The sequence below is a fragment of the Candidatus Puniceispirillum marinum IMCC1322 genome (assembly GCF_000024465.1).
Lineage (GTDB): Bacteria > Pseudomonadota > Alphaproteobacteria > Puniceispirillales > Puniceispirillaceae > Puniceispirillum > Puniceispirillum marinum.
Genome location: NC_014010.1, coordinates 1,814,683 through 1,837,351, shown reverse-complemented (window position 1 = coordinate 1,837,351; position 22,669 = coordinate 1,814,683). Strand labels below are relative to the sequence as shown.

The following is a 22,669-nucleotide window of genomic DNA, read 5'->3' as shown; positions in this document are numbered from 1 at the left end:
AGTTACCTGCTAATCGCTAGGGGAAGGGGATGGGGATGATGATAATCGGGAATTGACGGCCAGCATATCGGCAAAAGAAAGCCGCTTCTGCGCGGGTGATCGCAGCAAATAAGCCGGATGCAGACTGGCCAATGTGGGGCGCGTGATCGCGTCACCAAAATCGACATCCTGCCAGCGACCTCGTAATTTCAGAATGCCATCCTTGGTATCAAGTACGGCTTTGGCCGCCGACCCACCCAGAATCAGAATATAATCAGGATTGGCAAGCTGCACATGCCGCCGTAACCATGGCAACATCATCGCGGTTTCTTCCGTAGTCGGTGTCCGGTTGCCTGGCGGACGCCACGGCAACAGATTGGCGATATAGACATGCGACCGGTCAAGACCGATCGAAGCCAGCATCTTATCAAGCAACTGGCCTGATACGCCGACAAAGGGCAGACCGACCATATCCTCATCGCGCCCGGGGGCTTCACCGATAATCATCAGCCGGGCTCCAGGATTGCCATCGGCAAATACCAGATTGCTTGCCGTATGTTTGAGCGCGCATCCTTCAAAGGCCAGCAAGCCAGCTTTCAATGCAGCTAATGACCCAATCGCCGCCAGATCGGGCGCATCAGGTCCCGATATTTGCGCTGGTGGTGTCTGCATAGGTGGTGTCTGCATAGGTGGTGTCTGCATAGGTGGTGTTTGCATAGGTGGTGTTTGCATCGGCATGGCACCACTAAGCGTGGCAGCTTTTGGTGCCGACATGACACTGGCCGAATGGCGCGCGCTATCATCTGGAGTCGTGGCAATGGCTTCCGGTGCCGCCGCTATTGACGATGGCAGATATTTATCCAGCTTGACCTTTGGCATGGCCAGCGCTTCCGCGCCCAGAAATGCCTCATCAACGCCCATTTCGGCCTGCCATGCAAGCTGGGTGATAAGCTGTTGAATTGTCGCCGCCGACTGGTTCGACATCAAAAGTCCCTCACAAATGACCCACGCACATTGAATAGGTCGCTTTTTGGCCGAATATTGACCGAATATCGCTTGTTTCGGACACTATAAACTGACCATTATCATTCTCGCACTTGTTACGCTAGTTAGCAATCCGCCAGTTGGCATTCGTAATTGGCATTTCCTGATTAGGGTTTCCCCAATTAGGGTTTCCCCAATTAGGGTTTCCCCAATTAGGGTTTCCCCAATTAGGGTTTCAAGGCACCGAACGTAATTATAGGCTATATATGTAATCTTGGTTTTGACTTCATCTTGGTTTTACCCTTAAGGATGGTTAACAATACTATTGTGGGGAAACGATCAGGATAGGTTATAAACCAACGCGAATAATGTGGCGCTGGCTAGACTGTTGGTGAAAGGGTGTCGGACTATGGAACGCGAAACTATGGAATTTGACGTTGTAATTGTTGGTGGTGGCCCCTCTGGCCTATCAGCGGCAATTCGCCTCAAACAGCTTGCCAATGACGCTGGACGTGACCTTGATGTATGTCTGATCGAAAAGGGCAGTGAAGTGGGCGCGCATATCCTGTCGGGTGCGGTGTTGGAGCCACGCGCGCTGAATGAATTGATTCCTGACTGGAAAGACAAAAATGCGCCGCTTGATACGCCGGTCACATCGGATAAATTCATGTTCCTGACTGAAACCAAATCCGTCCGCATGCCAACCCCGCCCAGCATGAATAATCATGGCAATTACATCATCTCGCTTGGTAATTTCTGTCGCTGGCTTGGCGACCAGGCCGAAGCGCTTGGTGTTGAAATTTATCCGGGTTTTCCGGCCGCCGAAATTCTGTATGACGAGAATGGTGCGGTCCGCGGTGTCGCGACTGGCGATATGGGCATTGGCAAAGATGGCGAACCGACAGACAATTACATGCGCGGGATGGAGCTTATCGGCAAACAGACCATTTTTGCCGAAGGTTGTCGTGGTCATCTGACCAAAAATCTGTTTGATACATTTGACCTGCGCGAAGGCAAAGACCCGCAAACCTATGCTATCGGGATCAAGGAATTATGGGACATCGATCCGGCCAAGGCAAAGCCGGGTCTGGCCTGGCATTCAATAGGCTGGCCATTGGCCACCGACACTTATGGGGGATCTTTCCTATATCATCTGAATGGCAATCAGGTTGCTGTTGGCTATGTTGTCGGGCTTGATTATTCGAACCCGCATCTGTCACCATTCGAAGAATTTCAGCGTTTCAAAACACATCCTGCTGTGCGCGATGTATTCGAAGGGGGTCGCCGTGTTTCCTATGGTGCCCGCGCCCTGAACGAAGGTGGTTTTCAGTCGATACCGAAACTAACCTTCCCCGGCGGTTGCATGGTGGGCTGTACCGCCGGATTTCTGAACGTACCCAAAATCAAGGGCACACATACGGCGATGAAGTCTGGCATGGTCGCCGCCGAAGCTATTTTCGAAGCGCTCGACAATATCGATGCGGGGCATGAACCGGCCAGCTATGCCGACAAGCTGGCCGCATCATGGCTATGGAAAGAACTTTATAAAGTCCGTAATATCCGTCCTGGCTTTGCCAAGGGTCTATGGCTTGGGCTGGCCCATGCCGCCCTTGATACCTATGTGCTGTTTGGCAAGGCACCGTGGACCTTGCGGCATCATGCCGATCATACACAGCTTCGCATGGCGGCAGACGCGCCCAAGATTGAATATCCAAAACCCGATGGCATTATCAGCTTTGACCGTAATTCGTCGGTCTTTCTATCAGGCACAAATCACGAAGAAAACCAGCCTGCTCATCTGACACTAAAGGATGCCTCGATCCCGATCACACATAACCTTGCCCTATATGATGCGCCCGAACAGCGCTATTGTCCGGCAGGGGTCTATGAGATCGTTCACGGCGATAGCGGCGATGATCCCCGTTTGCAGATTAACGCGCAGAATTGTGTTCATTGCAAAACATGTGATATTAAGGATCCATCACAAAATATTGTCTGGGTAACGCCAGAAGGCGGCGGCGGACCTAATTATCCGAATATGTAGGTCGGATATATAGGCAGTTTCGTGGGTTGATATGGTTAGGTTTGGATAGCCCGTTATGGAACAGATGCCCAATATAAAACAGAATGACAGATTTCGGGTCTGTGCGCAGACCGGTCACCTAAAGCTGCGCCAAATTAAACCACTGGCGGCCTTGGCCGCGCTTGCTCTTTTCGCATCGGGATGTGGTGGTACGGCGTCCTCGTCACTTGATATGCACAACACTGACGCCACAGACGCAGCGCGTGCACCCGCACAGCGATCAGAACCCTATAACCCGCAATCGGTAGCAGCGCATTATCTGGCCGCACGCCAGGCGCTATATATGAGCGAAATCGAAGATTCGGCGCATTTCTATATGCGCTCGCTTGAAGCCGAACCGGATAACATAGAATTTCTGCAACGCAACTTCATGTCGCAATATTATCTTGGCCATATCGAACGGGCAGCCAGCATTGGTCGCCAGCTGGAAAGTCTGAATATAATGACATCCTTGAGCTATGAGCCAAGCATTGCCATGGCGATACGGGCTGGTGACTGGGATGCGGTTATGGTGCTGGTTGATAATGTTGCTGAAAACATCCCGTCACGCCAATTTGCAGGCGTTATAAAATCCTGGGCCATGATTGCCACTGGTCGTGGTGACGCCGGCATCACCCATCTTACTGACAGCGCCTTATCGCTGGTTGATGCCGAAAACGGCCTGCCTTTCTATCACCAGCTCCATCATGCCCTGATGTTTGAGGCGCTGGGCAATAAAGATGATGCTTTGCTCAAGGCGCAATTGCTGATTGATGAACAGATACCTTCATCGGCTATGATGCTTGATCTTGCTGGCTTGCTGTATCGACTTGATGCCCGCGACATGGCCGATGCGATGCTCGATCAGAAGCTACCTCGTGCCTTTGATCTGAAAACAACCCGCCAGCATCTTGCCAATCAGGCCAATCAACCACCAACGATCGCCCAGAATATTGCCAATGGTGTTTTGCAGACTGCCAGCAATGCTGGTGATGGACAGCCACAGACGATAGGCGCACGTTTGCGCTTTGCCATCTACATTGCTCCTGGGCTTGATGCGGTTCACTTCTCGCTGGCGCAAGCCCTCTCCATGCTGGCACTTGATTCATCGGCCATGGCCGTGCTTGCCGACATCGATCCGGATGGCGTATGGGCACAGCCTGCCATGCTGATGAAGCTGGATATGCTGGTCGCACAGAATGATTTCGAGACGGCATTATCGATTCTTAATGCCCATCTGGCAAAGCATCCTGATAACGGGTTTCTGCATAAGGAACATGCTGATATTCTGCGTCGCAATGGCAATTATGCTGCCAGCCGCGATGCCTATCTTCGGGCTGAATCATATGGCTTTGAATCGCCCACGCTTGATCGTAATCTTGCCATCACCTATGAACAGCTTGGCATTGATGACAAAGCCGAAGAACGGTTTCTGGCGGCACTGACAATCAACCCGAATGATGCCTTCACGCTCAATTATCTTGGCTATTGGTGGGCGGATGAGGGGCGCAACCTGTCCGAAGCGATCAAGCTGATTGAAAAGGCTGTCGAGCTTCGTCCCGAAAGTGGCTATTTTGTCGATTCACTTGGCTGGGTACATTATAAGCTTGGCAATTTTGCGGTCGCTGTCGAACTGCTTGAAAAAGCCACAACGCTTGAGCCTGCCGATCCGGTGATTTTCGATCATCTGGGCGATGTCTATTGGCGTCTCGATCGCTATGCCGAAGCGCGCCATATGTGGGACTTTGCCATCGAACAAAGTGACGATCCGGTTTTATCCGATACTATTCGCACAAAACTGTCTGACGGGCTGGATCCATAAACCGGCATATGCCCATAATGGGCTGTCTTTCCCATCATCTATTAAAAGCGATCCGCTACCCAAGCCAATGATCCCCCAAGCCAATAACCAGAGCACCACAATGACTGGCACCAGCATCACCGAAATGGCACCTGCCAAGGTCAATCTATATCTGCGGATTTGTGGCCGCCGCGATGATGGTTATCATCTGCTTGATTCGGCTGTCATCTTTACCGCCTTTGGCGACCAGATCAGCCTCACCCCGGCCGCCACTGACAGCCTGACCATAACCGGTAGCTTCGCCACCGCCCTGACCAACATTGCTGACAACCCCATAGTTACCCGCCCTATGGCTAACAGCCCGGCCGCGCCAAATCTATGTATGCAGGCACTGACCGCCTTTCGCGATGCGGGTGGCGTCATGCCGCCAGTCGCCATCACACTTGATAAACGCATACCTGTTGGGGCTGGGCTTGGCGGCGGTTCGGCTGATGCGGCTGCTATGTTACGCGCGCTAAACGCCCATGCTGATAAATCTGTCACCCCCGAAACACTTCATGCGCTTGCCACCCGCCTTGGTGCCGATGTACCCGCTTGCCTGCGCGCACATGCACTGCGCATGACAGGAATAGGCGACCAGATTTCCTCTCTTTCCGCATCCATGAGCTTATCACCTGCCCCTGACGCACATGCTTTTATGGTGCTGGCCAACCCCTTGATCCCGCTGGCAACCAAAGATGTCTTTGCGCATCTGCATAGCGATGGTCAGGGGTCTGCAGGCGATATTGACACGCTTGATATATCGGGTTTGGTGGGGCTGGGTAATGATCTGGAAGCCACCGCTTGTACATTGGTACCCGAAATTGCCAGTCTGCTTAGCCTATTGCGGCAACAGCATGGCTGTCAGATCGCCGCCATGTCGGGTAGTGGGGCCAGCTGCTTTGCCCTGTTTGACAGTCAGCCAGCCAGCCAGCAGGCTTGCGTCGCCCTGCGCAAATCGGGCATCTGGGCTGAGGCAACGCATAGTTTATGATTTGATTATCGGTCTGGCGGGCTTTTTTGATCACCTGCATTGACCCGTTAGATTAATTAGCTCTAATTTGATGTTTGGGCGATGAGATCCGGAAACAATATGTCTTTCACAGCAAAATTTGCCGCCTTGGATCGGCATTGCAGGGAGTTTCACCAGACCCATTTCACCCCGTCATGGTTGCGCCCTGAAAAAACCCGTCTTTATATCTATCTTGCCCTTGTCATGGCTATTATTGCGATCACCGCGAACGGGCATATGCGCAGTTGGCAGTTTGACAGGTGGCAGGCCGAACAGGATATATATTTCGTTGCTGATATGCCGTCGGTTTCAACCACCGACGCTGGGTTTTTTCTGGCCACCGCCAAAGCCATCAAAACCGATAAAACCAGTGATGCGTTTCACCAGAAACGTCTGTTTCCGAATAATCACGACTATCAGGAAAATCCGGATAAACGCCTGACCACTGAACAGCTACTGCCAATTCTGATTGCTTATTTTGCGCCGGATGCCTCCAACAAGGCTTTGCTCGATACTGCCCATGCGATGCTACCCATAACCGCGATGATCACGGCACTGGCGATTATCTGCGCCTTTGGTATTGCTGGTTTCTGGTGGGAAGGGGCAATCGCCGCGCTTGGTGGCGGGCTATCCCTTAGCTATCTATCGCGGAGCGCGGTGGGGCGCATTGATACCGATCAGCTCAATCTGGCTTTCTTTTACGGCGTCACCGCTTTGGCCGTGCTGGCGGGACGCGTCAGAGGCTGGCGTGCCGCGATACTGACCAGCCTATGTGCTGGTGCCCTGAACTGGCTTTTCAGCTGGTGGTATAGCAAAGATATCTTCAGCTGGTTTTTTCTGGGCGTGCTGGTCTGGGTCGGTCTGATGACGCATCGCGATCTCAAACGCACAGGGGTACAGGCGGTGATTTTCATTTTGCTGTCGGGCACCTTTATGAGCATGGGCGGTGTCGATCTTGATAGTTTTACCAATCTTAATCTGCAATTTGGCACGCTGGTATTTCCCAATACCTTTCAGACCATCACCGAACTGAACGTCATTCCCTTTACCGATCTGTTGCGCGGTATCACATATGATCCGGTGATTGGTGCCTTTGGCATCATCAGCCTGCTGATCTGGGTGATATTCAATCCGGTGATTGGTCTTGCCATGCTGCCTATTCTGGGGCTTGGCATACTGAATTTCATTTTTGGCAATCGGGTGGTGTTTTTTGCCGCGCCGATTGTCTGGTTTGGCGTTGCCTGGGGTATCTTTACCCTGATCCGCTTTACCAAAAGCTGGCTGGTCGGCAGATATGATACCGCCAGCCCCGCCATGCAAACACCGCCTTATCTGCTACGTATCCCCATCATGGTGATGCCCACGCTAATGCCCGTGGTGATGCCCGTCAGCGCCCTGATCATAACCATCCTTGTCTATCTGAATAGCTATAATCCGTTCACCAGACCCTATCTGCCCGCCCCATCTTTCAGCCGCGAGGTGCTGACCGGATTCAATCAGCTCAGCAGCAGCATAGCGTCACGTCCGAATCCAAAACCGGCGGTAATCGCCAGCTGGTGGGATTATGGTTATATGGCCACCTTCCTCAGTGATATGCCCAGTCTGCATGATGGTGGCACTCAGACGTCACCTGTTACGCATTATGTCGCGCGCGCATTAATCGCCGATAGCCAGGCCGAAACCGCCGCGATTCTCACATTTCTTGCCGAAGATGGTATGGTTGGCCTACAGGCAAACATTACAACAAAGGGCACGCTTGAAGCCCGCTTCGCATCCTTCACCGGTGCTGGTAATACCGACATCTATCTGGTTTTGACGCATCAGATGGTACCTTGGATGGGCGCGATCAGCCAGCTTGGCATGTGGGATGCCGAAAATGGCAAACCGGTCAATATACGTCCTGGCGACAATACGCTTGCCTATCAGAACATCCGCTGTAACGCGGATAATGCCTCACCTTATCTTATCTGTGCGGGGCGCCAGTTTGATCTGACCAGAGGGACAATTAACCAAAATCCGCTTATGCGCCATATGATTGAAACACGCGGTGGTAAAATCGTTGCACGCCGGGACTATGCCCACAAACAGGGGCTAGTGATGCAGGCGCATGATCTAGGCGAAATGACGATCCAGACGCAGATCTTACATTCACGTCTTTATCGGAGCAGTTTTAACCAGCTGTTTTATCTGGGAACAGCAAATCCGGACTATTTTAGCCTGATTGACGATAATTTTCCTTTTTACCGCATCTATAAAGTAAAGAATTAGCAAAGATATGAAATAACAGGCTTGATTGCGGCAAAGTTGCTGGTTAGATTGCCGGACGTTTGTTGTTGGGGCGTGGCCAAGTGGTAAGGCATCGGTTTTTGGTATCGTGTACCGTAGGTTCGAATCCTACCGCCCCAGCCAAACGTATATGCCAAACGTATATGCCAAACCTATATGCCAGACATTTCACCACATATCTTAAAAGCATAAGCCCGTTCGGCGTCTAATCGGAAACCCCGTTCGACAGGCAATAGCCTTTGCCGGTGGTTCGGATAATCTGCTCCGACGTAACCCGGGCGATTTTCTGGCGCAGGCGATAAATATGCGTCTCGACCGTATGCGTGCTGACTCCGCTTCGAAAGCCCCAGACATCTTTTAACAATTCGTCTTTGGATACAATTTCAGGTGCCGCGCGGATAAAGAATTTCAGAATCACCGCTTCTTTTTCGGTCAATAGCTGTTTCTGACCGCTTTCTTCATGCTGTAGCATTTTTGTCGCGGGAATAAAGCTAAGCGGGCCTAGCTGGAACCGGACATCATCAGACGCGCGATGCTGGTGCAGATGCGATTTGATCCGCGCCAGCAATTCGCCCATCCGCATGGGTTTGGAGATATAATCATTGGCGCCTGCTTCCAGCCCCAAAATGATATCTTCTTCGGCATCCTTGCCTGTCAGCATCAAAATCGGCTTGGTAAATCCATTTCGCCGCAGGTTCCGGCACACATCAACACCATTTCCGTCTGGCATCTGCACATCAAGAAGCATAATATCAGGTTTGCATTCAGGCAGTATCTGGAATAATTCTGTTACACCGGCAATGGTGGTGACTTGGCTATACCCTTCGGCATTGAGTTGATCTTTTAACGTCGCACGTAATAAATCGTCATCATCAACAACAAAAAGTCGTATCTGATTATTTTCGAAAGCGTTATTTTCTGAGGAGAAATCTTGCATTTTTACCTTCAACCCAATAAACGAATTTAAAATATCATGACCACTCTACTCCGATAAACCTTTTGGCCAAACATTTTGCTAACGGATATTCACTATGTCGTCGTCTAATATCAATCGCACCTATCTAAAGGTTGACCGTGCCTGTGCCGAATTACGGCGCGGCGGGGCTGTGGTTGTGCGGCTCCCTTCGGGTGAGGCCGCAATTTTCAAAGCCGTCGAGATCGCGCATGATAATGACATTGTCGAACTCAAAACCATGGCTGGTTCGGGAACGTTACTTGTATTGACAGCAAACCGTATGTCCAGCCTTGGTCATTCTATTGGACAAAACAAACCTTGTGCAACCTTATCAAGTGCCGCGCATTCTGCCGCGCGGGCTTTTGAAATGGCGTTAGGTCAGCCAGCGACTGATGGCCCACAATCCAGCTATACGATCATTCCGGAAAAAGCCGGATCACTGGCCGATAATACCACCCGGCTATTGCGTGTCGCCAAGCTGATTCCGGCGGCGTTCATGGCACGCTTACGTTTCCGTGACATTGCCATGCAGGATCGCTGGGCGCTTGAAAATAACCTGCTCATTATCGAAGCCCGCGATGTCGATCACTATAACGAAGATGCCGCCGCATCCTTACGCGAAACCACCCGGGCAAAGGTGCCACTAGCACTGGCCGAAGATGCCGAAATTATCATGTTCCGCGCCGCGGCTGGCGGCGAAGAGCATTTTGCCGTACTGATCGGTGACCCGCTTGGCCGTGATGCTGGCAAAGATAAGCCGCCCCTTGTGCGGCTCCATTCGCAATGCGTCACTGGAGATGTGCTTGGCAGTTTGAAATGTGACTGCGGCGATCAACTCAAGGCTGCCCTCGGGCTGATGGCGCGTGAAAGCAACGGTATCCTTATTTATCTGGCACAAGAAGGCCGCGATATCGGCATGTTGAATAAAATGCGCGCCTATGCACTTCAGGATGGCGGCCTGGATACGGTTGACGCCAATCATATGCTTGGCTTTGATACTGATGAGCGCAGTTTTCTGCCAGCTGCCAATATCCTGCAAACGCTTGGCATCAGCAAAATGCGGTTGATCACCAACAATCCTGACAAGATCGCCCAAATTGCGGCGCATGGGTTCGAGATCAGCGAACGCATATCGCTGGATATAGATGAAAATCCGTTTAATGCCGATTATCTCAAAACCAAGAAAACCCGCACCGGCCATTTGATTGACTAGCATCATCCGATCAAGCAACGAAGATTGATAAGATGATCGCGCAAGCATCAGCCGACCGCAAGGTCGAGAGATGATGCGACATGATTTAAGATATAAGCATCAGCCGACCGCACGGTCGAGAGATGATGCGACATGATTTAAGATACAAGCATCATCCGGCCGCACGGTCGAGAGATGATGCGACATGATTTAAGATACAAGCATCATCCGGCCGCACGGTCGAGAGATGATGCGACATGATTTAAGATACAAGCATCATCCGGCCGCACGGTCGAGAGATGATGCGACATGATTTAAGATATAAGCATCATCCGGCCGCAAGGTCGAGAGATGATATATCGCCCCTCTAATGTCATCCTAGCTGTCGCGTGCGCCAAAAATTGCCGAACCAACACGCACCGACGTCGCGCCGAAACCAATAGCCTCTTCATAATCGCCGCTCATGCCCATTGATAATTTATCCAGCCCGTTGCGTTTGGCAATCGTCGCCAATAGCGCAAAATGCATCGCCGGTTCCTCATCTGCGGGCGGTATGCACATCAGCCCAATAATATTCAGCCCATATTCATCACGGCATTGGGCGATAAAATCATCAACATCGGCCGGGCTGATGCCGGACTTTTGCGGTTCATCACCCGTATTGACCTGAATATAGCAATCAAGTTGCCGGTTCTGCTTGGCCATTTCACCGCTTAATGCACGCGCCAGCTTGGGGCGGTCAACAACTTCGATCACGTCAAATAAAGCCACCGCATCGGCGGCTTTATTGGTTTGCAGGGCACCAATCAGATGTAATATCAAATCCGGATAGGCAGCGCGGCGCGCGGCCCAGCGTGTTTGCGCTTCCTGCACACGGTTTTCACCAAAACAGCGCTGGCCAGCGTCAAGTGCGGCATCGATCCGGTCATCTGGCTGGCGTTTGCTAACCGCCACAAGTGTCGGTTCATCTGCATCCGCATGGGCATCCGCACGCGCCGCCGCCTGAATCTTATCCTGTACTGCTTTCAGATTATCGTGAATTGCTGTCATTACCGCCACCTGAATTGATTCCCGTCTGCTGTGTCCGTTTTACAGCGTGATACTAGAGCACATCCCGAACAGATGTAAAACATCTGTGACGACGCATGTGCGGCAATGTTGATAGAGCACATCCCGAACAGATGTAAAACATCTGTGACGACGCATGTGCGCCAAATAAATAAAACATGGCAACCCGACCCATCATCCAATTTGTTTAGCCTTTTTGTCCGCGTGGCACATCACTTTCGCAACACTGTTGTAAATTTATCACACATTAGAGAAATATGTTTCATCTGCGTTCACCATAACTTGTTAATTTAGCAAAACTTAATATTCTGCCTTCATGTCAATGGTGACATATTTTCTCTAAGGGAGATTTAACATGCGTAAGGTTCTTCTTGCGACTACCGCTTTGGTAGCAATCGGTGGCGTTTCAGCCGCTTCTGCTGACGTTTCACTGTCAGCTTCTGCTTCATGGGCATATGACTCATGGTCAGACGACACAGCTGCAGCAACAGCTTCAGGTGCAACAACAAACAACACTGCTGCAACAATGGACTCAGATTTCACAATCTCAGGTTCAACAACAACTGACTCAGGCATGACATTCGGTGGTTCAATCCACGTTGACGATGGTGTCGATGATGACGCCCGCATGCATGTATCTGACGATTGGGGCCAGATCGCATTTGGTGAGCACAATGACGCTGCTAAAGCAGCATCAGCTGGCCAGTCTGCATTTGATGCCGGTCTTTCAGGTACTCAGTCAATTTCTTCAACAACAACACCTGCTATGACAACTGGTCTGAGCACAGTTACTGTTGTTGGTTCTGAGGCCAAAGGTCAGATCAAGTACACATCACCAACAGTTAACGGTTTGACTGTAAGCATCTCACAGGCAGACGCTGGTTCAGCTTCTAAAGCTGACGCAACTGCGATGGGTGTAACTTATGCAATCGACGTTGATGGCGTTGGCATTACTGCCCATTATGCAACTTATGACGTTGACTCAGCTGCTGACCTAGCAACTGGTACAGGTTCATACGAAACGTCTCAGGACGGCTTTGGTGTTAAGGTTGTTTATGGTGACTTCACAGTACGTGCAGCCAGCATGGACAAAGACGTAAAGCAGGGCGGTAGCTCAATGGGTACTGCTGGTTACGAAGCGTCAACAAGCGACTACGGCGTTACATATGCAATGTCAGACACTATCACTTTGGAAGCAACTTCATTGTCATCTGAGCTATCAACAGGTAGCACAAACGGTGGCGACACATTCGAAGCTTCTCAGCTAGGTGTGAAGTACGTTCCTGCCGCTGGCATGTATGTGTCTTTGACAAACCGTTCATTTGAGATGAAAGATTCATCTGCTGGTACAACAAACGACGGTGCAAACACACGTTTGAAGGTTGGCATAACATTCTAATTTGAATGTTATCATTCCGAATGGAAAGGGAGGGGCTTGCCCCTCCCTTTTTTCTTTACAAATGAACGCACTATTTGCATTCTCTTGGCATCTTCACCTACCAATGGATCGCTGACATGAAAACCATTCACTCCCTTGCCGCAACTTTGGTGACTCTTGGCTTTATTCTGGCAGGTTGTTCAGGCGCAGATATTCAGCCTGTTGCCGAAGAAGAAGGTGAGGTGTCTTTTCTGACTGGTAAGACCGGTGGGTTAAAAATCGCTGATTTTGGCGCTGATGACAAAAACGACAGCATGCCGGTTAACGCATTATTATGGCGTGCATCGCTGGAAATCGCGGCGTTTGTACCGCTTGACGATGTTGATACATTCGGCGGCAGTATTCTTACTGAATGGTATTCGCTTGCCGACCGGCCAGATGAGCGCATCAAGCTGATGATTTTCGTTGTCGGCCGCGAATTGCGTTCGGATGCGATTCAGGTACGCGTATTTGCCCAGAAAGCAGATAATGGCGGCTGGGGCACAGCCACGCGCGACGATGCCTTGGCCAGTAAAATTGAAGAGCTTATTCTGACACGCGCCCGTGAGATGCGTGCCGCGTCAATCGCCGAATCCACCGAATAGACAGATTTCAATGACCGCCGGTGATTATAAATCAGATCATATGGCGCCCCATAGGGGATAATTTACGCGATAGTTCACAGGATATTTCATGACGCATTATGATGCACCTGCCATTGAAAAGAAATGGCAGCGCCGGTGGGAAGATCAAGGCTGTTTCACCGCCGATCAGCCGGACAGTAACAAGCCCAACCCAAAACCCAAATATTATGTGCTGGAAATGTTTCCCTATCCGTCTGGCCGGATTCATATGGGGCATGTCCGCAATTATACGCTTGGCGATGTTGTCGCGCGTTTCCGCCGTGCCCAGGGTTTCAATGTCCTACATCCGATGGGCTGGGATGCCTTTGGCCTGCCGGCTGAAAATGCGGCGATGGAACGCGGTATTCATCCGGGCAAATGGACGGTTGAAAATATTGCCGCGATGCGTACCCAGCTGAAAAGCATGGGGCTATCCTATGATTGGGATCGCGAGCTGGCCACCTGCACACCTGATTACTACCAGCATGAACAACGCATGTTCCTTAAATTCCTCGAGGCCGGTCTGGCCTATCGCAAGGAAAGCTGGGTCAATTGGGATCCGGTTGAAAATACGGTTTTGGCCAATGAACAGGTTGTCGATGGCCGCGGCTGGCGCTCTGGTGCGCCGGTTGAACGGCGGCTTTTATCACAATGGTTTTTACGCATCACCAAATATGCAGATGATCTGCTAGCCGCGATTGACAGGCTTGATCGCTGGCCGGATCGCGTACGTCTGATGCAGCATAACTGGATTGGTAAATCCGAAGGCGCACGTGTTAATTTCCGCATCACCGAGGCCGCGTCTGGTGATTATGCTGGCCGTGATATCGACGTTTTCACCACCCGCCCTGATACGCTATATGGCGCCTCCTTCATTGCCATTGCCGCGAACCATCCGTTGGCGCGTGATATTGCCGTGCATGATAAAGGCGCAGCTGATTTTGCCGCCGAATGTGCCACATTAGGCACGTCCGAAGCCGCGGTCGAAACGGCCGATAAAAAAGGCTATGACACGGGTCTGCGTGTTGCGCATCCGGTTATTGACGGCGCAACCTTGCCTGTTCATATCGCCAATTTTGTGCTGATGGAATATGGCACTGGCGCTATTTTTGGCTGTCCAGCACATGATCAGCGCGATCTTGATTTTGCCACGGCCTATGGCTTGCCGGTGTTGCCGGTGGTCCTGCCTGAAGATGCTGATGCGTCTGATTTTGCGATCACCGACACCGCCTATACGGGTCCTGGTAAGCTGATCAATTCGGGACCATGGAACGGGCTTGATGTCGAAGCAGGCAAACAGGCGGCTTTCAAAACCCTTGCCGATGCTGGGTCTGGTGCGGCTGAAACCACGTTCCGGCTCCGTGACTGGGGTGTTTCGCGGCAACGCTATTGGGGATGTCCGATCCCGATCATTCATTGTGACACGTGCGGCGCGGTACCTGTGCCTGACGATCAACTCCCGGTTCAACTTCCCGAAGATGTCGATTTCACCCAGCCTGGCAATCCGCTGGCCAATCACCCAAGCTGGAAACATGTGGATTGTCCGAAATGCGGTACCACGGCGACCCGTGAACAGGACACATTTGACACATTCTTTGAAAGTTCATGGTATTTCCTGCGTTATTGTGACCCTAAACATCCGCATGGCTTCAGCCCCGAAGCGGCACATTATTGGATGCCGGTCGATCAATATATTGGCGGCGTTGAACATGCGGTTCTGCATCTGCTTTATTCGCGCTTTTTCACCCGCGCGCTGAGCGAAGTCGGATATCTCACCCTTGATGAGCCTTTTGCCGGTCTGATGACACAGGGCATGGTCTGCCATCAGACCTTTCAGGATCAGCATGGCAAATGGCTGTTCCCGACTGATGTCGAACGCGATGGTGATGACTGGGTCATGCGCAGTGATAAATCTGCGATCACCGCCGGACGCATCGAAAAGATGAGCAAGTCCAAGCGCAATGTTGTTGATCCGGAAATCATCATTGACACTTATGGGGCTGACACAGCGCGCCTGTTCATGCTGTCGGATTCGCCGCCCGAACGTGATCTCGAATGGACTGAATCCGGGGTTGAAGGCGCCTCACGCTTTCTGAAAAAAATCTGGCGGCTGGCAACTGATGACAGCCTTGCCGCAGCTGGCGCAAAAATGCCTGACAATGCCGATCAGAAAGCACTCGATCTTGTCAAAACAGTGCATAAAACCATTCTGGCGATCTCCAGAGATATCGAGGAATTCCGCTTTAACCGTGCGGTTGCCCAGCTACACACACTATCGAACGCAATCACCAATCTTGCCCCCGATACTGTCGGTTCTGCCGAGGCGCGCCGGATGGCTATTGAAAATCTTACCAAGCTTATCGCCCCCCTGACCCCGCATATTGCCGAAGAAATGTGGCATATGCTTGGTCATGACAGCATGCTGGCTAATGCCGCATGGCCGGTGGCCGACCCGGCGCTCGCCGCCGATGATGAAGTGGAAATCGGTGTCCAGGTGAATGGCAAATTGCGCGCCACCATCACCTTGCCGCGAGATTGTCCAACTGACGAGGCCGAAGCAAAAGCATTGGCATCCGAGGCGGTTTCCCGATATCTTGAGGGCAAGACACCAAAGCGGATTATCGTTGTGCCAAACAGGATTATAAATGTCGTTGCGTAATACCATCATCAGCCTTGTTTGTGCGCTTATGCTAGGCGGGTGCACATCCTTGTCCCAACAGCAGGTCGATACGGCGATGATCGATAATCTTGCCAGCGTCGAAATTGTTACCGTGGCTGGCCGTGATGGGCAAATTTACAGCCGAAACCTTCGCCAGGCCATGTTCAGCAGCTATGCGGCTGAACCCAGATATCGCCTATCCAGTTCAATTTCGATCGGATCAACCGAAGCTTTTGCGGTACGCGGCGTTTCATCCGATTTCAAAAAGATGACCATGACGGTATCCTTTACCCTCACCGATATAAATACCAATGAAGTCGCGATCAAAAATACGGTAACTGCCAGTGCCACGTTAGGTACTGTTTCATCGACTTATGGCATTGAACAGTCCAAATTGCAGGCCAAGCGCCGTCTTGCCACATTACTGGCTGAACGCGTGCGGCGGCGCTTACAGCTATATTTTCTCTCCATAGCCCAGACATGAAAGTTCAGACCCGGCAGATTGCAGGTCTTCTCAACCACCCCCCCGCGCATATGCGCGCCTTTTTGTTTCATGGTAATGATATCGGCCTGATCCATGAACGCGCCCTGGCACTTGCCAGTCATTACAGTGACAATCTCGATGATGTCTTTTCGGTGACCCGCCTTGATAGCCGCGCCATTGAAAATGATGTCAGTGTGATTGCCGATGCGCTTTCCAGCATTGCCGTTTTTGCCGATACCCGCCTGGTGCTTGTTCGTGGCCGTGGCACCGAACTTGTCGAGGCTTGCAAATTGGCGCTGACACCGCGCGACAACACCCCCCCGCTTGAAGGGGCTGTGCTTATTGTCGAAGCGCGCGAAACAACAACGCGGCATGCGATCGTCAAATTGTTCGAAACAGGTGATATCTGTGCCTCAATCGGATGTTATGCTGATGATAGCGGCACCATCCGTGATCTTGTTCAAACCAGCTTTGCTGCATTATCTATCAATATTGATCGCCCGGTCATGGATCTGATTGTTGCCAAATTGGGTGCTGATCGTGCCAGTTCACGTCGTGAAATCGAAAAGCTGTCACTGATGGCGGGGCAGGGCGGCACCCTTACCGCGCAAGATATTGAAGATGCCCTCGAAGACAGCACCGTTCTGGCAATCGATGATGTGGCGGGTGCTGTTGCTGATGGGGATATTCCGCGTCTGCAAAGCGCTATCACCAAAGCCTGGTCGGAAGATGCCAATCCAGTCATGGTCATTCGCGGCTGTCATAATTATTTCCGCAGTTTGCTGATCGCGGCACATGCCGTATCAACAGGCAGTTCGCGCGATATGGCAATAAAGTCACTACGCCCACCTGTGCATTTCAAATTACAGGGGCGCATGGCTGCGCAATTAAACAAATGGGGCTATCAACAGGCGATGGCCGCCCTTGATAAGCTACAGGATATCGAGCTTGCGCTGAAATCATCCAGCCCCGATGATCGGGTGATCTGTATGCAGGGTCTATTGGGTCTGTGCCTGCGCGCACGTTCCTGATGATTCCACGATCATCTTGCGGCTTTCTTTGCACTACAGCCGGATGAGGCTTAGTTAAGCGCGATCATCTTATCAATCTTCGCTGCGCTTGATTGGATGATGCTTATATCACCCGCGATCATCTTATCAATCTTCGCTACGCTTGATTGGATGATGCTTATATCACCCGCGATCATCTTATCAATCTTCGCTGCGCTTGATTGGATGATGCTTATATCACCCGCGATCATCTTATCAATCTTCGCTGCGCTTGATTGGATGATGCTATTCCAGCCCCAGCTGTTCCAGAATAAAGGTGATTTGGGCAAAATCCTCGCAATGAAACACCAGCTTGCCGCTTGCTTTAGACGCATCCCAATCAACCGTCATCGCCAGACCCAGCTGTTCCGCCGCACGCGCTTCCAACGCCAGAATATCGGTAGATTTTTCAGATGCCGTTGATCCTGCTTTGCCATGATCATCCTGACCAGACGTCGTATCTGTTTCGCCGCGTCGTTTGACCAGCGCTTCGACCTGCCGCGCCGACAGATTTTTGCTGATAATTTCCTCGGCCAATGCCGACGCATCTTCATGCCCGATCAAGGGGCGCACCTGTCCCATCGTCAGCTGGCCGTCAGCAACCATTGTCATCACATCACTCGGCAAGCTAAGCAGACGCAGAAGATTGGCAATATGACTTCTTGATTTTCCAATTAATTCAGATAGTTGCTCTTGTTTGTATTTATGCTTGGAAATCAGATTCTGATATCCCAGCGCTTCTTCAATGACTGTCAGATCGGTACGTTGCACATTTTCGATCAAGGCCAGCTCATAAGCTTCGACATCGCTGATATCGCGCAGGATCGCTGGTACTGTATGCAACTGTGCCAATTGCGCGGCACGCCAGCGCCGTTCTCCGGCGATCAATTGATAACGTTGCGGATTATCCGCGCTTTGCCGCACCAGAACCGGTTGCATAATGCCTTTCTGGCGTATCGATTCAGCCAGCTCGGCCAGCGCGGTTTTGTCAAATTTCAAACGCGGTTGCCACGGGCCTGAATTGATCCATTCAACCGGAATATCAATAACACCCGCAGTTATATTTCCGGTCACGCCAGATGCAATACCCGCTTTTGTCGCCTTGGCATCAGCCGATAATGGTGACGTTGCCATTTCGGGTGGTGTGGCCACGCCCGAAGCTGTATTCGGATTCGCATTTGTTGTAGCTGCCGCAATACCGGCATCACCAAGCAATGATGACAGACCGCGTCCCAAACCTCGTGCTGGATGTTTTGGGATAACCTTTTCCGGACTGCTGGTTTTTGTGGCAGCTTGCTTGGCAGGGGCTTTCTTTGACGGCGTCTTGGCCATTAGGCGGCATCCTTCTCTTGCGTCAGTAGTTCGGCGGCCAGCGCGGCATAGGCCTGTGCCCCGACACATTTCAGATCATACATCAAAACCGGCTGTCCGAATGATGGCGCTTCGGACACGCGGACATTACGCGGAATGACCGTGTTATAAACGACAGCGCCAAGATGTGCGCGTACATCATTTTCCACCGATTCGGATAATTTATTGCGGCTATCGAACATCGTCAGCACAACCCCCTGCATCTCCAGCCTTGGGTTGATTCCACCACGCACCGCATCAATCGTGCGCATGAGCTGACTTAACCCTTCCAGCGCATAGAATTCGCATTGCAAAGGAATCAGAACCGATGCTGCCGCGCATAATGCATTCACTGTCAGCAAGCCAAGCGATGGCGGGCAGTCAATGATCACATAATCATAGTCATCCGCTACCGTGGCAATCGCATCGGCAAGACAATATTCACGGCGCGCGACATCAATCAGCTCAATTTCAGCAGCCGATAAATCGACAACAGCCGGAATAATATCAAGGCGCGGCACAATCGTACCCTGAATAGCGGCACTTGCTGGCGTCTGCCCAATCACGACATGATAGCTATTATGCTCACGTTGCGCATGATCGATACCAAAACCTGTGCTGGCATTGCCTTGCGGGTCAAAATCAACCAACAGCACTTTACGGCCACAGGCGGCCAACGCGGTTGCCAGATTGACCGACGTTGTCGTTTTGCCAACACCACCTTTTTGATTTGCTACCGCAATGATGCGTGCTTCACTATTCATTCAATACCCCGACATAACGTCAATAATGTAAATCATTGATCTTGAGTCTAATGATCTTGGGTTAACTGTAAAACCATGCCTTCAGGATCAGACAGGCTTGGATAGGTGACCGCCGCCATGATGGGATAATCTGGCATTTCGGTCAATTCTTCTTCGACATTCCGGCCTTTGAGAAGCAGTAAAACCGTATCTGGTCGCATATGCGGTGCCAGCAGCGTGATGGCTTTGCCCAGCGGCGCAAAGGCGCGCGCTGTGATCACATCCGGCACCATCGCTGGCAAGCTTTCGATACGTTCATTATGAACCACGGCTGACAGGTCTAATTTCCTTATAACTGTCTGTAAAAAAACAGTTTTTTTGTGATCTGATTCGACCATATGCACCGTTGCATCCTGCATAATCGACAACACTAGCCCGGGGAAACCAGCCCCACTGCCCACATCCAGAATGGTCTTGCATCCGGCAGGCAAATAGCGGGCTAACTGCCCCGAATCAAGAATATGTCGCTGCCAGGCAATATCCAGCGTTGCCCGGGCAACCAGATTCACCGATTTTTGCCATTTTTCCAGCAACGCAAGGTAGATGGCAAATTTATCAATTGTTTCACGTGAAACATTTAGCATGTCCTGCACAGTTTCAGGCGTCATTTCAGGTGTCATTTCAGATGTCATTTCAGATGTCATTTTGGGCGTCTTTTTAGCGGTCATGCTAGCACCGCCCCAACATAGCTGATCAATATCCCCGATAACGTCTTAAAGCGCGCCTTATGGTACCCGATATCGGCATATGAAACGAGCTCATATACAAAATGTTTCACGTGAAACATTTTTAGGAACTGAAGACGGGCTATAAGCATCATATGGTCTCGCGCCGCATAACCGAAACGTCAGGCTTGGTGTTATAGGCTGCATCTTCACGACGCCGCAGATGCCGCAAAACCGCAACCACCGATGCCGGTGTCAACCCTGCAAGCCGATTCGCCTGTCCAATCGTTTCAGGCTGGCGACGTTTCAATACATCTTGTGCTTCGGCCGACAGGCCGCCAATCACCGAAAAATCAAGATCATCGGGAATCGCCGTGGCTTCGTCACGCCGCAGCGCATCAATATCGGCTTTCTGGCGCGCCACATAGCCTGCATAGCGATAATCGGCTTCAAGCTGGGCATGATAAAGTGATGCGATATTTGCCAGTTCCGGCCATAATGGCGTCAGCCGGTCGATGGTGATGCCTTCAAGGCTGAGCATATCTGCCGCTGTGCGTTTGCCGCCATCGCGGGGCTTTGGCAGGCCAGCTATTTCCAGATCCTTGCCCGATGCGGTGAGTGACAATAATGTGGCCTTTGCCTTGGCCAGTTGCTTATGCTTGCGATGCCAGACGTTTTGTCGCGCGCTACCCACACAGCCAATCGCCATGCCTTTTTCGGTTAGACGTTGATCGGCATTATCGGCACGAAGCAACAGCCGATATTCGGCGCGTGACGTAAACATCCGGTAGGGTTCGGGCGCGCCCTTGGAAATCAGATCATCGATCATCACCCCGATATAGGCATCAGCACGATCAAGCGTAAAACTGGTCTTTTGCCTATTATCACCAGAGGCCGCGGCGAGGGCGGCATTAACCCCAGCCATCAAGCCTTGCGCGGCGGCTTCTTCATACCCTGTGGTGCCATTGATCTGACCCGCTAGATACAGGCCAGGCAAGACACGCAATTCCAATGTCTGGCGCAAGGCGCGCGGATCGACAAAATTATACTCAATCGCATAGCCATGTTGCAGAATAACCGTCTGCTCAAGCCCGGGTATGGTTTTGACAAGCGCCTCCTGCACATCGCGCGGCAGGCTTGTCGAAATACCATTCGGGTAAATCGTATGGTCATCAAGCCCTTCAGGTTCAAGAAACAGCTGATGCGAGTCCTTATCGGCAAACCGGTTCACCTTGTCTTCGATCGAGGGGCAATAGCGAGGTCCCTGACCCGAAATATTACCATTGAACACCGCCGATAAATGTATCGATTCGGCAATGATCCGGTGGGTTTTGGCCGTCGTGCGGGTGATCCCGCATTCGATCTGCGGCACAGTGATTTTATCGGTCATTGTCGAAAAGGGAATCGGCGGGTTATCGGCAGGCTGCATCTCCAGCACCGACCAGTCAATCGTCCGGCCATCAAGGCGCGGCGGTGTACCGGTTTTCAACCGGCCTAGCGGCAAGGCCAGATCCGCCAGACGTGTGGCCAGCATATTTGACGGCGCTTCGCCAATCCGACCTGCTTCGGTACGCTCATTGCCAAGATGAATCAAACCACCCAGAAATGTACCCGTTGTCAAAACGACGCTTGCCGCTTTCAATTCTCGCCCATCTTCGCAGATAATCCCCGTCACCTGACGGGGCGCGCCTGTCAGGCCAGCAGCCATATCGTCAACCAGCAGATCACCAACCGCCGCCTCGATGATGGTGATATGATCATCCTCATTCAGAAATTCTTGTATCGCGGCACGATATAGCGCGCGGTCAGCTTGGGCACGCGGGCCATGCACAGCCGGGCCACGTGATTTATTCAACATGCGGAACTGGATTCCTGCCCGGTCAATCGCCCGCCCCATAAGCCCATCAAGCGCGTCAATCTCGCGCACAAGATGGCCTTTACCAAGCCCGCCAATCGCCGGATTGCATGACATTTCGCCAATGCGGTCAGCGCGCATTGTGACCAAGGCCACCGCCGCACCCATACGTGACGCCGCCGCCGCGGCTTCACAGCCAGCATGCCCCCCACCTACAACAATGACATCAAATGCAGATTTCATTCTTTCCTATTTCGCTATCTTAGTCGGTTCTATCAGGGTTTCATTCAGCTATCAGCGCCTAATCCAATGCCGAAAATTCACCGTTATAATCAAATGCGGGGCGAACATAGCACAAATTATGGATTTGTGCCGCATTGTTAGAT

The 22,669-nt window shown here is 51.6% G+C and carries 18 protein-coding genes and 1 tRNA gene; 11 read left to right on the top strand and 8 right to left on the bottom strand.

Annotated features, from left to right (window positions below):
* Window positions 1–9 precede the first annotated feature (9 nt).
* Window positions 10–963, bottom strand: a complete 954-nt coding sequence (locus SAR116_RS13310) for a uracil-DNA glycosylase (RefSeq protein ID WP_013046533.1) — start codon at window positions 961–963, stop codon at window positions 10–12.
* A 391-nt stretch (window positions 964–1,354) separates the two neighbouring features.
* Between SAR116_RS13310 and SAR116_RS08580 the strand changes: the two genes are divergently transcribed.
* From SAR116_RS08580 to SAR116_RS08560, 5 genes are all read left to right on the top strand, one after another.
* Window positions 1,355–3,007, top strand: a complete 1,653-nt coding sequence (locus SAR116_RS08580) for an electron transfer flavoprotein-ubiquinone oxidoreductase (protein WP_274378523.1) — start codon at window positions 1,355–1,357, stop codon at window positions 3,005–3,007.
* A gap of 55 nt (window positions 3,008–3,062) precedes the next feature.
* The gene (locus SAR116_RS08575) at window positions 3,063–4,847 is read left to right on the top strand and encodes a tetratricopeptide repeat protein (protein ID WP_013046531.1); all 1,785 of its coding nucleotides are present in this window, start codon (window positions 3,063–3,065) and stop codon (window positions 4,845–4,847) included.
* Window positions 4,744–5,859 carry a 4-(cytidine 5'-diphospho)-2-C-methyl-D-erythritol kinase gene (locus tag SAR116_RS08570; protein WP_190275434.1) on the top strand — a complete coding sequence of 372 codons (1,116 nt, stop codon included), beginning with the start codon at window positions 4,744–4,746 and terminating at the stop codon, window positions 5,857–5,859. The genes SAR116_RS08575 and SAR116_RS08570 overlap by 104 nt, the downstream gene beginning before the upstream one ends.
* 99 nt (window positions 5,860–5,958) lie before the next feature.
* Window positions 5,959–8,145, top strand: coding sequence for a glycosyltransferase family protein (locus tag SAR116_RS08565; RefSeq protein ID WP_041860868.1), 2,187 nt, complete (start codon window positions 5,959–5,961; stop codon window positions 8,143–8,145).
* A 66-nt stretch (window positions 8,146–8,211) separates the two neighbouring features.
* Window positions 8,212–8,286: transfer RNA gene (locus tag SAR116_RS08560), tRNA-Gln, on the top strand.
* 82 nt (window positions 8,287–8,368) lie between these two features.
* On the opposite strand, the gene SAR116_RS08555 is transcribed toward SAR116_RS08560, so the two are convergent.
* Window positions 8,369–9,100, bottom strand: a complete 732-nt coding sequence (locus SAR116_RS08555; protein ID WP_013046528.1) for a response regulator transcription factor — start codon at window positions 9,098–9,100, stop codon at window positions 8,369–8,371.
* Window positions 9,101–9,194: 94 nt separating this feature from the next.
* On the opposite strand from SAR116_RS08555, the gene ribA reads away from it, so the two are divergent.
* Complete coding sequence (ribA, locus tag SAR116_RS08550; protein WP_013046527.1) at window positions 9,195–10,331, top strand: GTP cyclohydrolase II; 1,137 nt, start codon at window positions 9,195–9,197, stop codon at window positions 10,329–10,331.
* A 357-nt stretch (window positions 10,332–10,688) separates the two neighbouring features.
* On the opposite strand, the gene SAR116_RS08545 is transcribed toward ribA, so the two are convergent.
* Window positions 10,689–11,360: a YggS family pyridoxal phosphate-dependent enzyme gene (locus tag SAR116_RS08545; protein ID WP_013046526.1), complete on the bottom strand. Its 672-nt coding sequence runs from the start codon at window positions 11,358–11,360 to the stop codon at window positions 10,689–10,691.
* Between the two features lie 373 nt (window positions 11,361–11,733).
* Here SAR116_RS08545 and SAR116_RS08540 point away from each other — a divergent pair, with 373 nt between their 5' ends.
* The 5 genes from SAR116_RS08540 (at window position 11,734) to holA (ending at window position 17,592) form a co-directional block, all read left to right on the top strand.
* A complete protein-coding gene (locus SAR116_RS08540; protein ID WP_013046525.1) occupies window positions 11,734–12,777 on the top strand; it encodes a porin in 1,044 nt (347 codons plus the stop codon).
* Between the two features lie 116 nt (window positions 12,778–12,893).
* On the top strand, window positions 12,894–13,400 hold the full coding sequence (locus SAR116_RS08535) for a DUF3576 domain-containing protein (protein WP_013046524.1): 507 nt from the start codon (window positions 12,894–12,896) through the stop codon (window positions 13,398–13,400).
* 88 nt (window positions 13,401–13,488) lie between these two features.
* A complete protein-coding gene (gene leuS, locus SAR116_RS08530; protein WP_013046523.1) occupies window positions 13,489–16,077 on the top strand; it encodes a leucine--tRNA ligase in 2,589 nt (862 codons plus the stop codon).
* Window positions 16,064–16,561, top strand: a complete 498-nt coding sequence (locus SAR116_RS08525) for a hypothetical protein (RefSeq protein ID WP_013046522.1) — start codon at window positions 16,064–16,066, stop codon at window positions 16,559–16,561. The genes leuS and SAR116_RS08525 overlap by 14 nt, the downstream gene beginning before the upstream one ends.
* Window positions 16,558–17,592, top strand: a complete 1,035-nt coding sequence (holA, locus tag SAR116_RS08520; RefSeq protein ID WP_013046521.1) for a DNA polymerase III subunit delta — start codon at window positions 16,558–16,560, stop codon at window positions 17,590–17,592. Before SAR116_RS08525 ends, holA begins: the two co-directional genes overlap by 4 nt.
* A 50-nt stretch (window positions 17,593–17,642) precedes the next feature.
* Here holA and SAR116_RS08515 read toward each other — a convergent pair whose 3' ends face one another.
* From SAR116_RS08515 to mnmG, 5 genes are all read right to left on the bottom strand, one after another.
* Window positions 17,643–17,822, bottom strand: a complete 180-nt coding sequence (locus tag SAR116_RS08515; protein ID WP_041860867.1) for a hypothetical protein — start codon at window positions 17,820–17,822, stop codon at window positions 17,643–17,645.
* Between the two features lie 34 nt (window positions 17,823–17,856).
* Window positions 17,857–18,942, bottom strand: a complete 1,086-nt coding sequence (locus SAR116_RS08510) for a ParB/RepB/Spo0J family partition protein (RefSeq protein WP_013046519.1) — start codon at window positions 18,940–18,942, stop codon at window positions 17,857–17,859.
* Window positions 18,942–19,724: a ParA family protein gene (locus SAR116_RS08505; RefSeq protein ID WP_013046518.1), complete on the bottom strand. Its 783-nt coding sequence runs from the start codon at window positions 19,722–19,724 to the stop codon at window positions 18,942–18,944. The genes SAR116_RS08510 and SAR116_RS08505 overlap by 1 nt, the downstream gene beginning before the upstream one ends.
* A gap of 47 nt (window positions 19,725–19,771) precedes the next feature.
* Window positions 19,772–20,431: a 16S rRNA (guanine(527)-N(7))-methyltransferase RsmG gene (gene rsmG, locus SAR116_RS08500; RefSeq protein WP_013046517.1), complete on the bottom strand. Its 660-nt coding sequence runs from the start codon at window positions 20,429–20,431 to the stop codon at window positions 19,772–19,774.
* 148 nt (window positions 20,432–20,579) lie between these two features.
* Window positions 20,580–22,526, bottom strand: coding sequence for a tRNA uridine-5-carboxymethylaminomethyl(34) synthesis enzyme MnmG (mnmG, locus tag SAR116_RS08495; RefSeq protein ID WP_013046516.1), 1,947 nt, complete (start codon window positions 22,524–22,526; stop codon window positions 20,580–20,582).
* Between the last annotated feature and the right edge of the window lie 143 nt (window positions 22,527–22,669).

Coding starts and splice junctions, on each gene's coding strand:
- SAR116_RS13310 (WP_013046533.1), bottom strand. CDS start 963: ATGTCGAACCAGTCGGCGGCGACAATTCAACAGCTTATCACCCAGCTT.
- SAR116_RS08575 (WP_013046531.1), top strand. CDS start 3,063: ATGGAACAGATGCCCAATATAAAACAGAATGACAGATTTCGGGTCTGT.
- SAR116_RS08570 (WP_190275434.1), top strand. CDS start 4,744: ATGCCGAAGCGCGCCATATGTGGGACTTTGCCATCGAACAAAGTGACG.
- SAR116_RS08565 (WP_041860868.1), top strand. CDS start 5,959: ATGTCTTTCACAGCAAAATTTGCCGCCTTGGATCGGCATTGCAGGGAG.
- SAR116_RS08555 (WP_013046528.1), bottom strand. CDS start 9,100: ATGCAAGATTTCTCCTCAGAAAATAACGCTTTCGAAAATAATCAGATA.
- ribA (WP_013046527.1), top strand. CDS start 9,195: ATGTCGTCGTCTAATATCAATCGCACCTATCTAAAGGTTGACCGTGCC.
- SAR116_RS08545 (WP_013046526.1), bottom strand. CDS start 11,360: ATGACAGCAATTCACGATAATCTGAAAGCAGTACAGGATAAGATTCAG.
- SAR116_RS08540 (WP_013046525.1), top strand. CDS start 11,734: ATGCGTAAGGTTCTTCTTGCGACTACCGCTTTGGTAGCAATCGGTGGC.
- SAR116_RS08535 (WP_013046524.1), top strand. CDS start 12,894: ATGAAAACCATTCACTCCCTTGCCGCAACTTTGGTGACTCTTGGCTTT.
- leuS (WP_013046523.1), top strand. CDS start 13,489: ATGACGCATTATGATGCACCTGCCATTGAAAAGAAATGGCAGCGCCGG.
- SAR116_RS08525 (WP_013046522.1), top strand. CDS start 16,064: ATGTCGTTGCGTAATACCATCATCAGCCTTGTTTGTGCGCTTATGCTA.
- holA (WP_013046521.1), top strand. CDS start 16,558: ATGAAAGTTCAGACCCGGCAGATTGCAGGTCTTCTCAACCACCCCCCC.
- SAR116_RS08515 (WP_041860867.1), bottom strand. CDS start 17,822: ATGATCGCGGGTGATATAAGCATCATCCAATCAAGCGCAGCGAAGATT.
- SAR116_RS08510 (WP_013046519.1), bottom strand. CDS start 18,942: ATGGCCAAGACGCCGTCAAAGAAAGCCCCTGCCAAGCAAGCTGCCACA.
- SAR116_RS08505 (WP_013046518.1), bottom strand. CDS start 19,724: ATGAATAGTGAAGCACGCATCATTGCGGTAGCAAATCAAAAAGGTGGT.
- rsmG (WP_013046517.1), bottom strand. CDS start 20,431: ATGACCGCTAAAAAGACGCCCAAAATGACATCTGAAATGACATCTGAA.
- mnmG (WP_013046516.1), bottom strand. CDS start 22,526: ATGAAATCTGCATTTGATGTCATTGTTGTAGGTGGGGGGCATGCTGGC.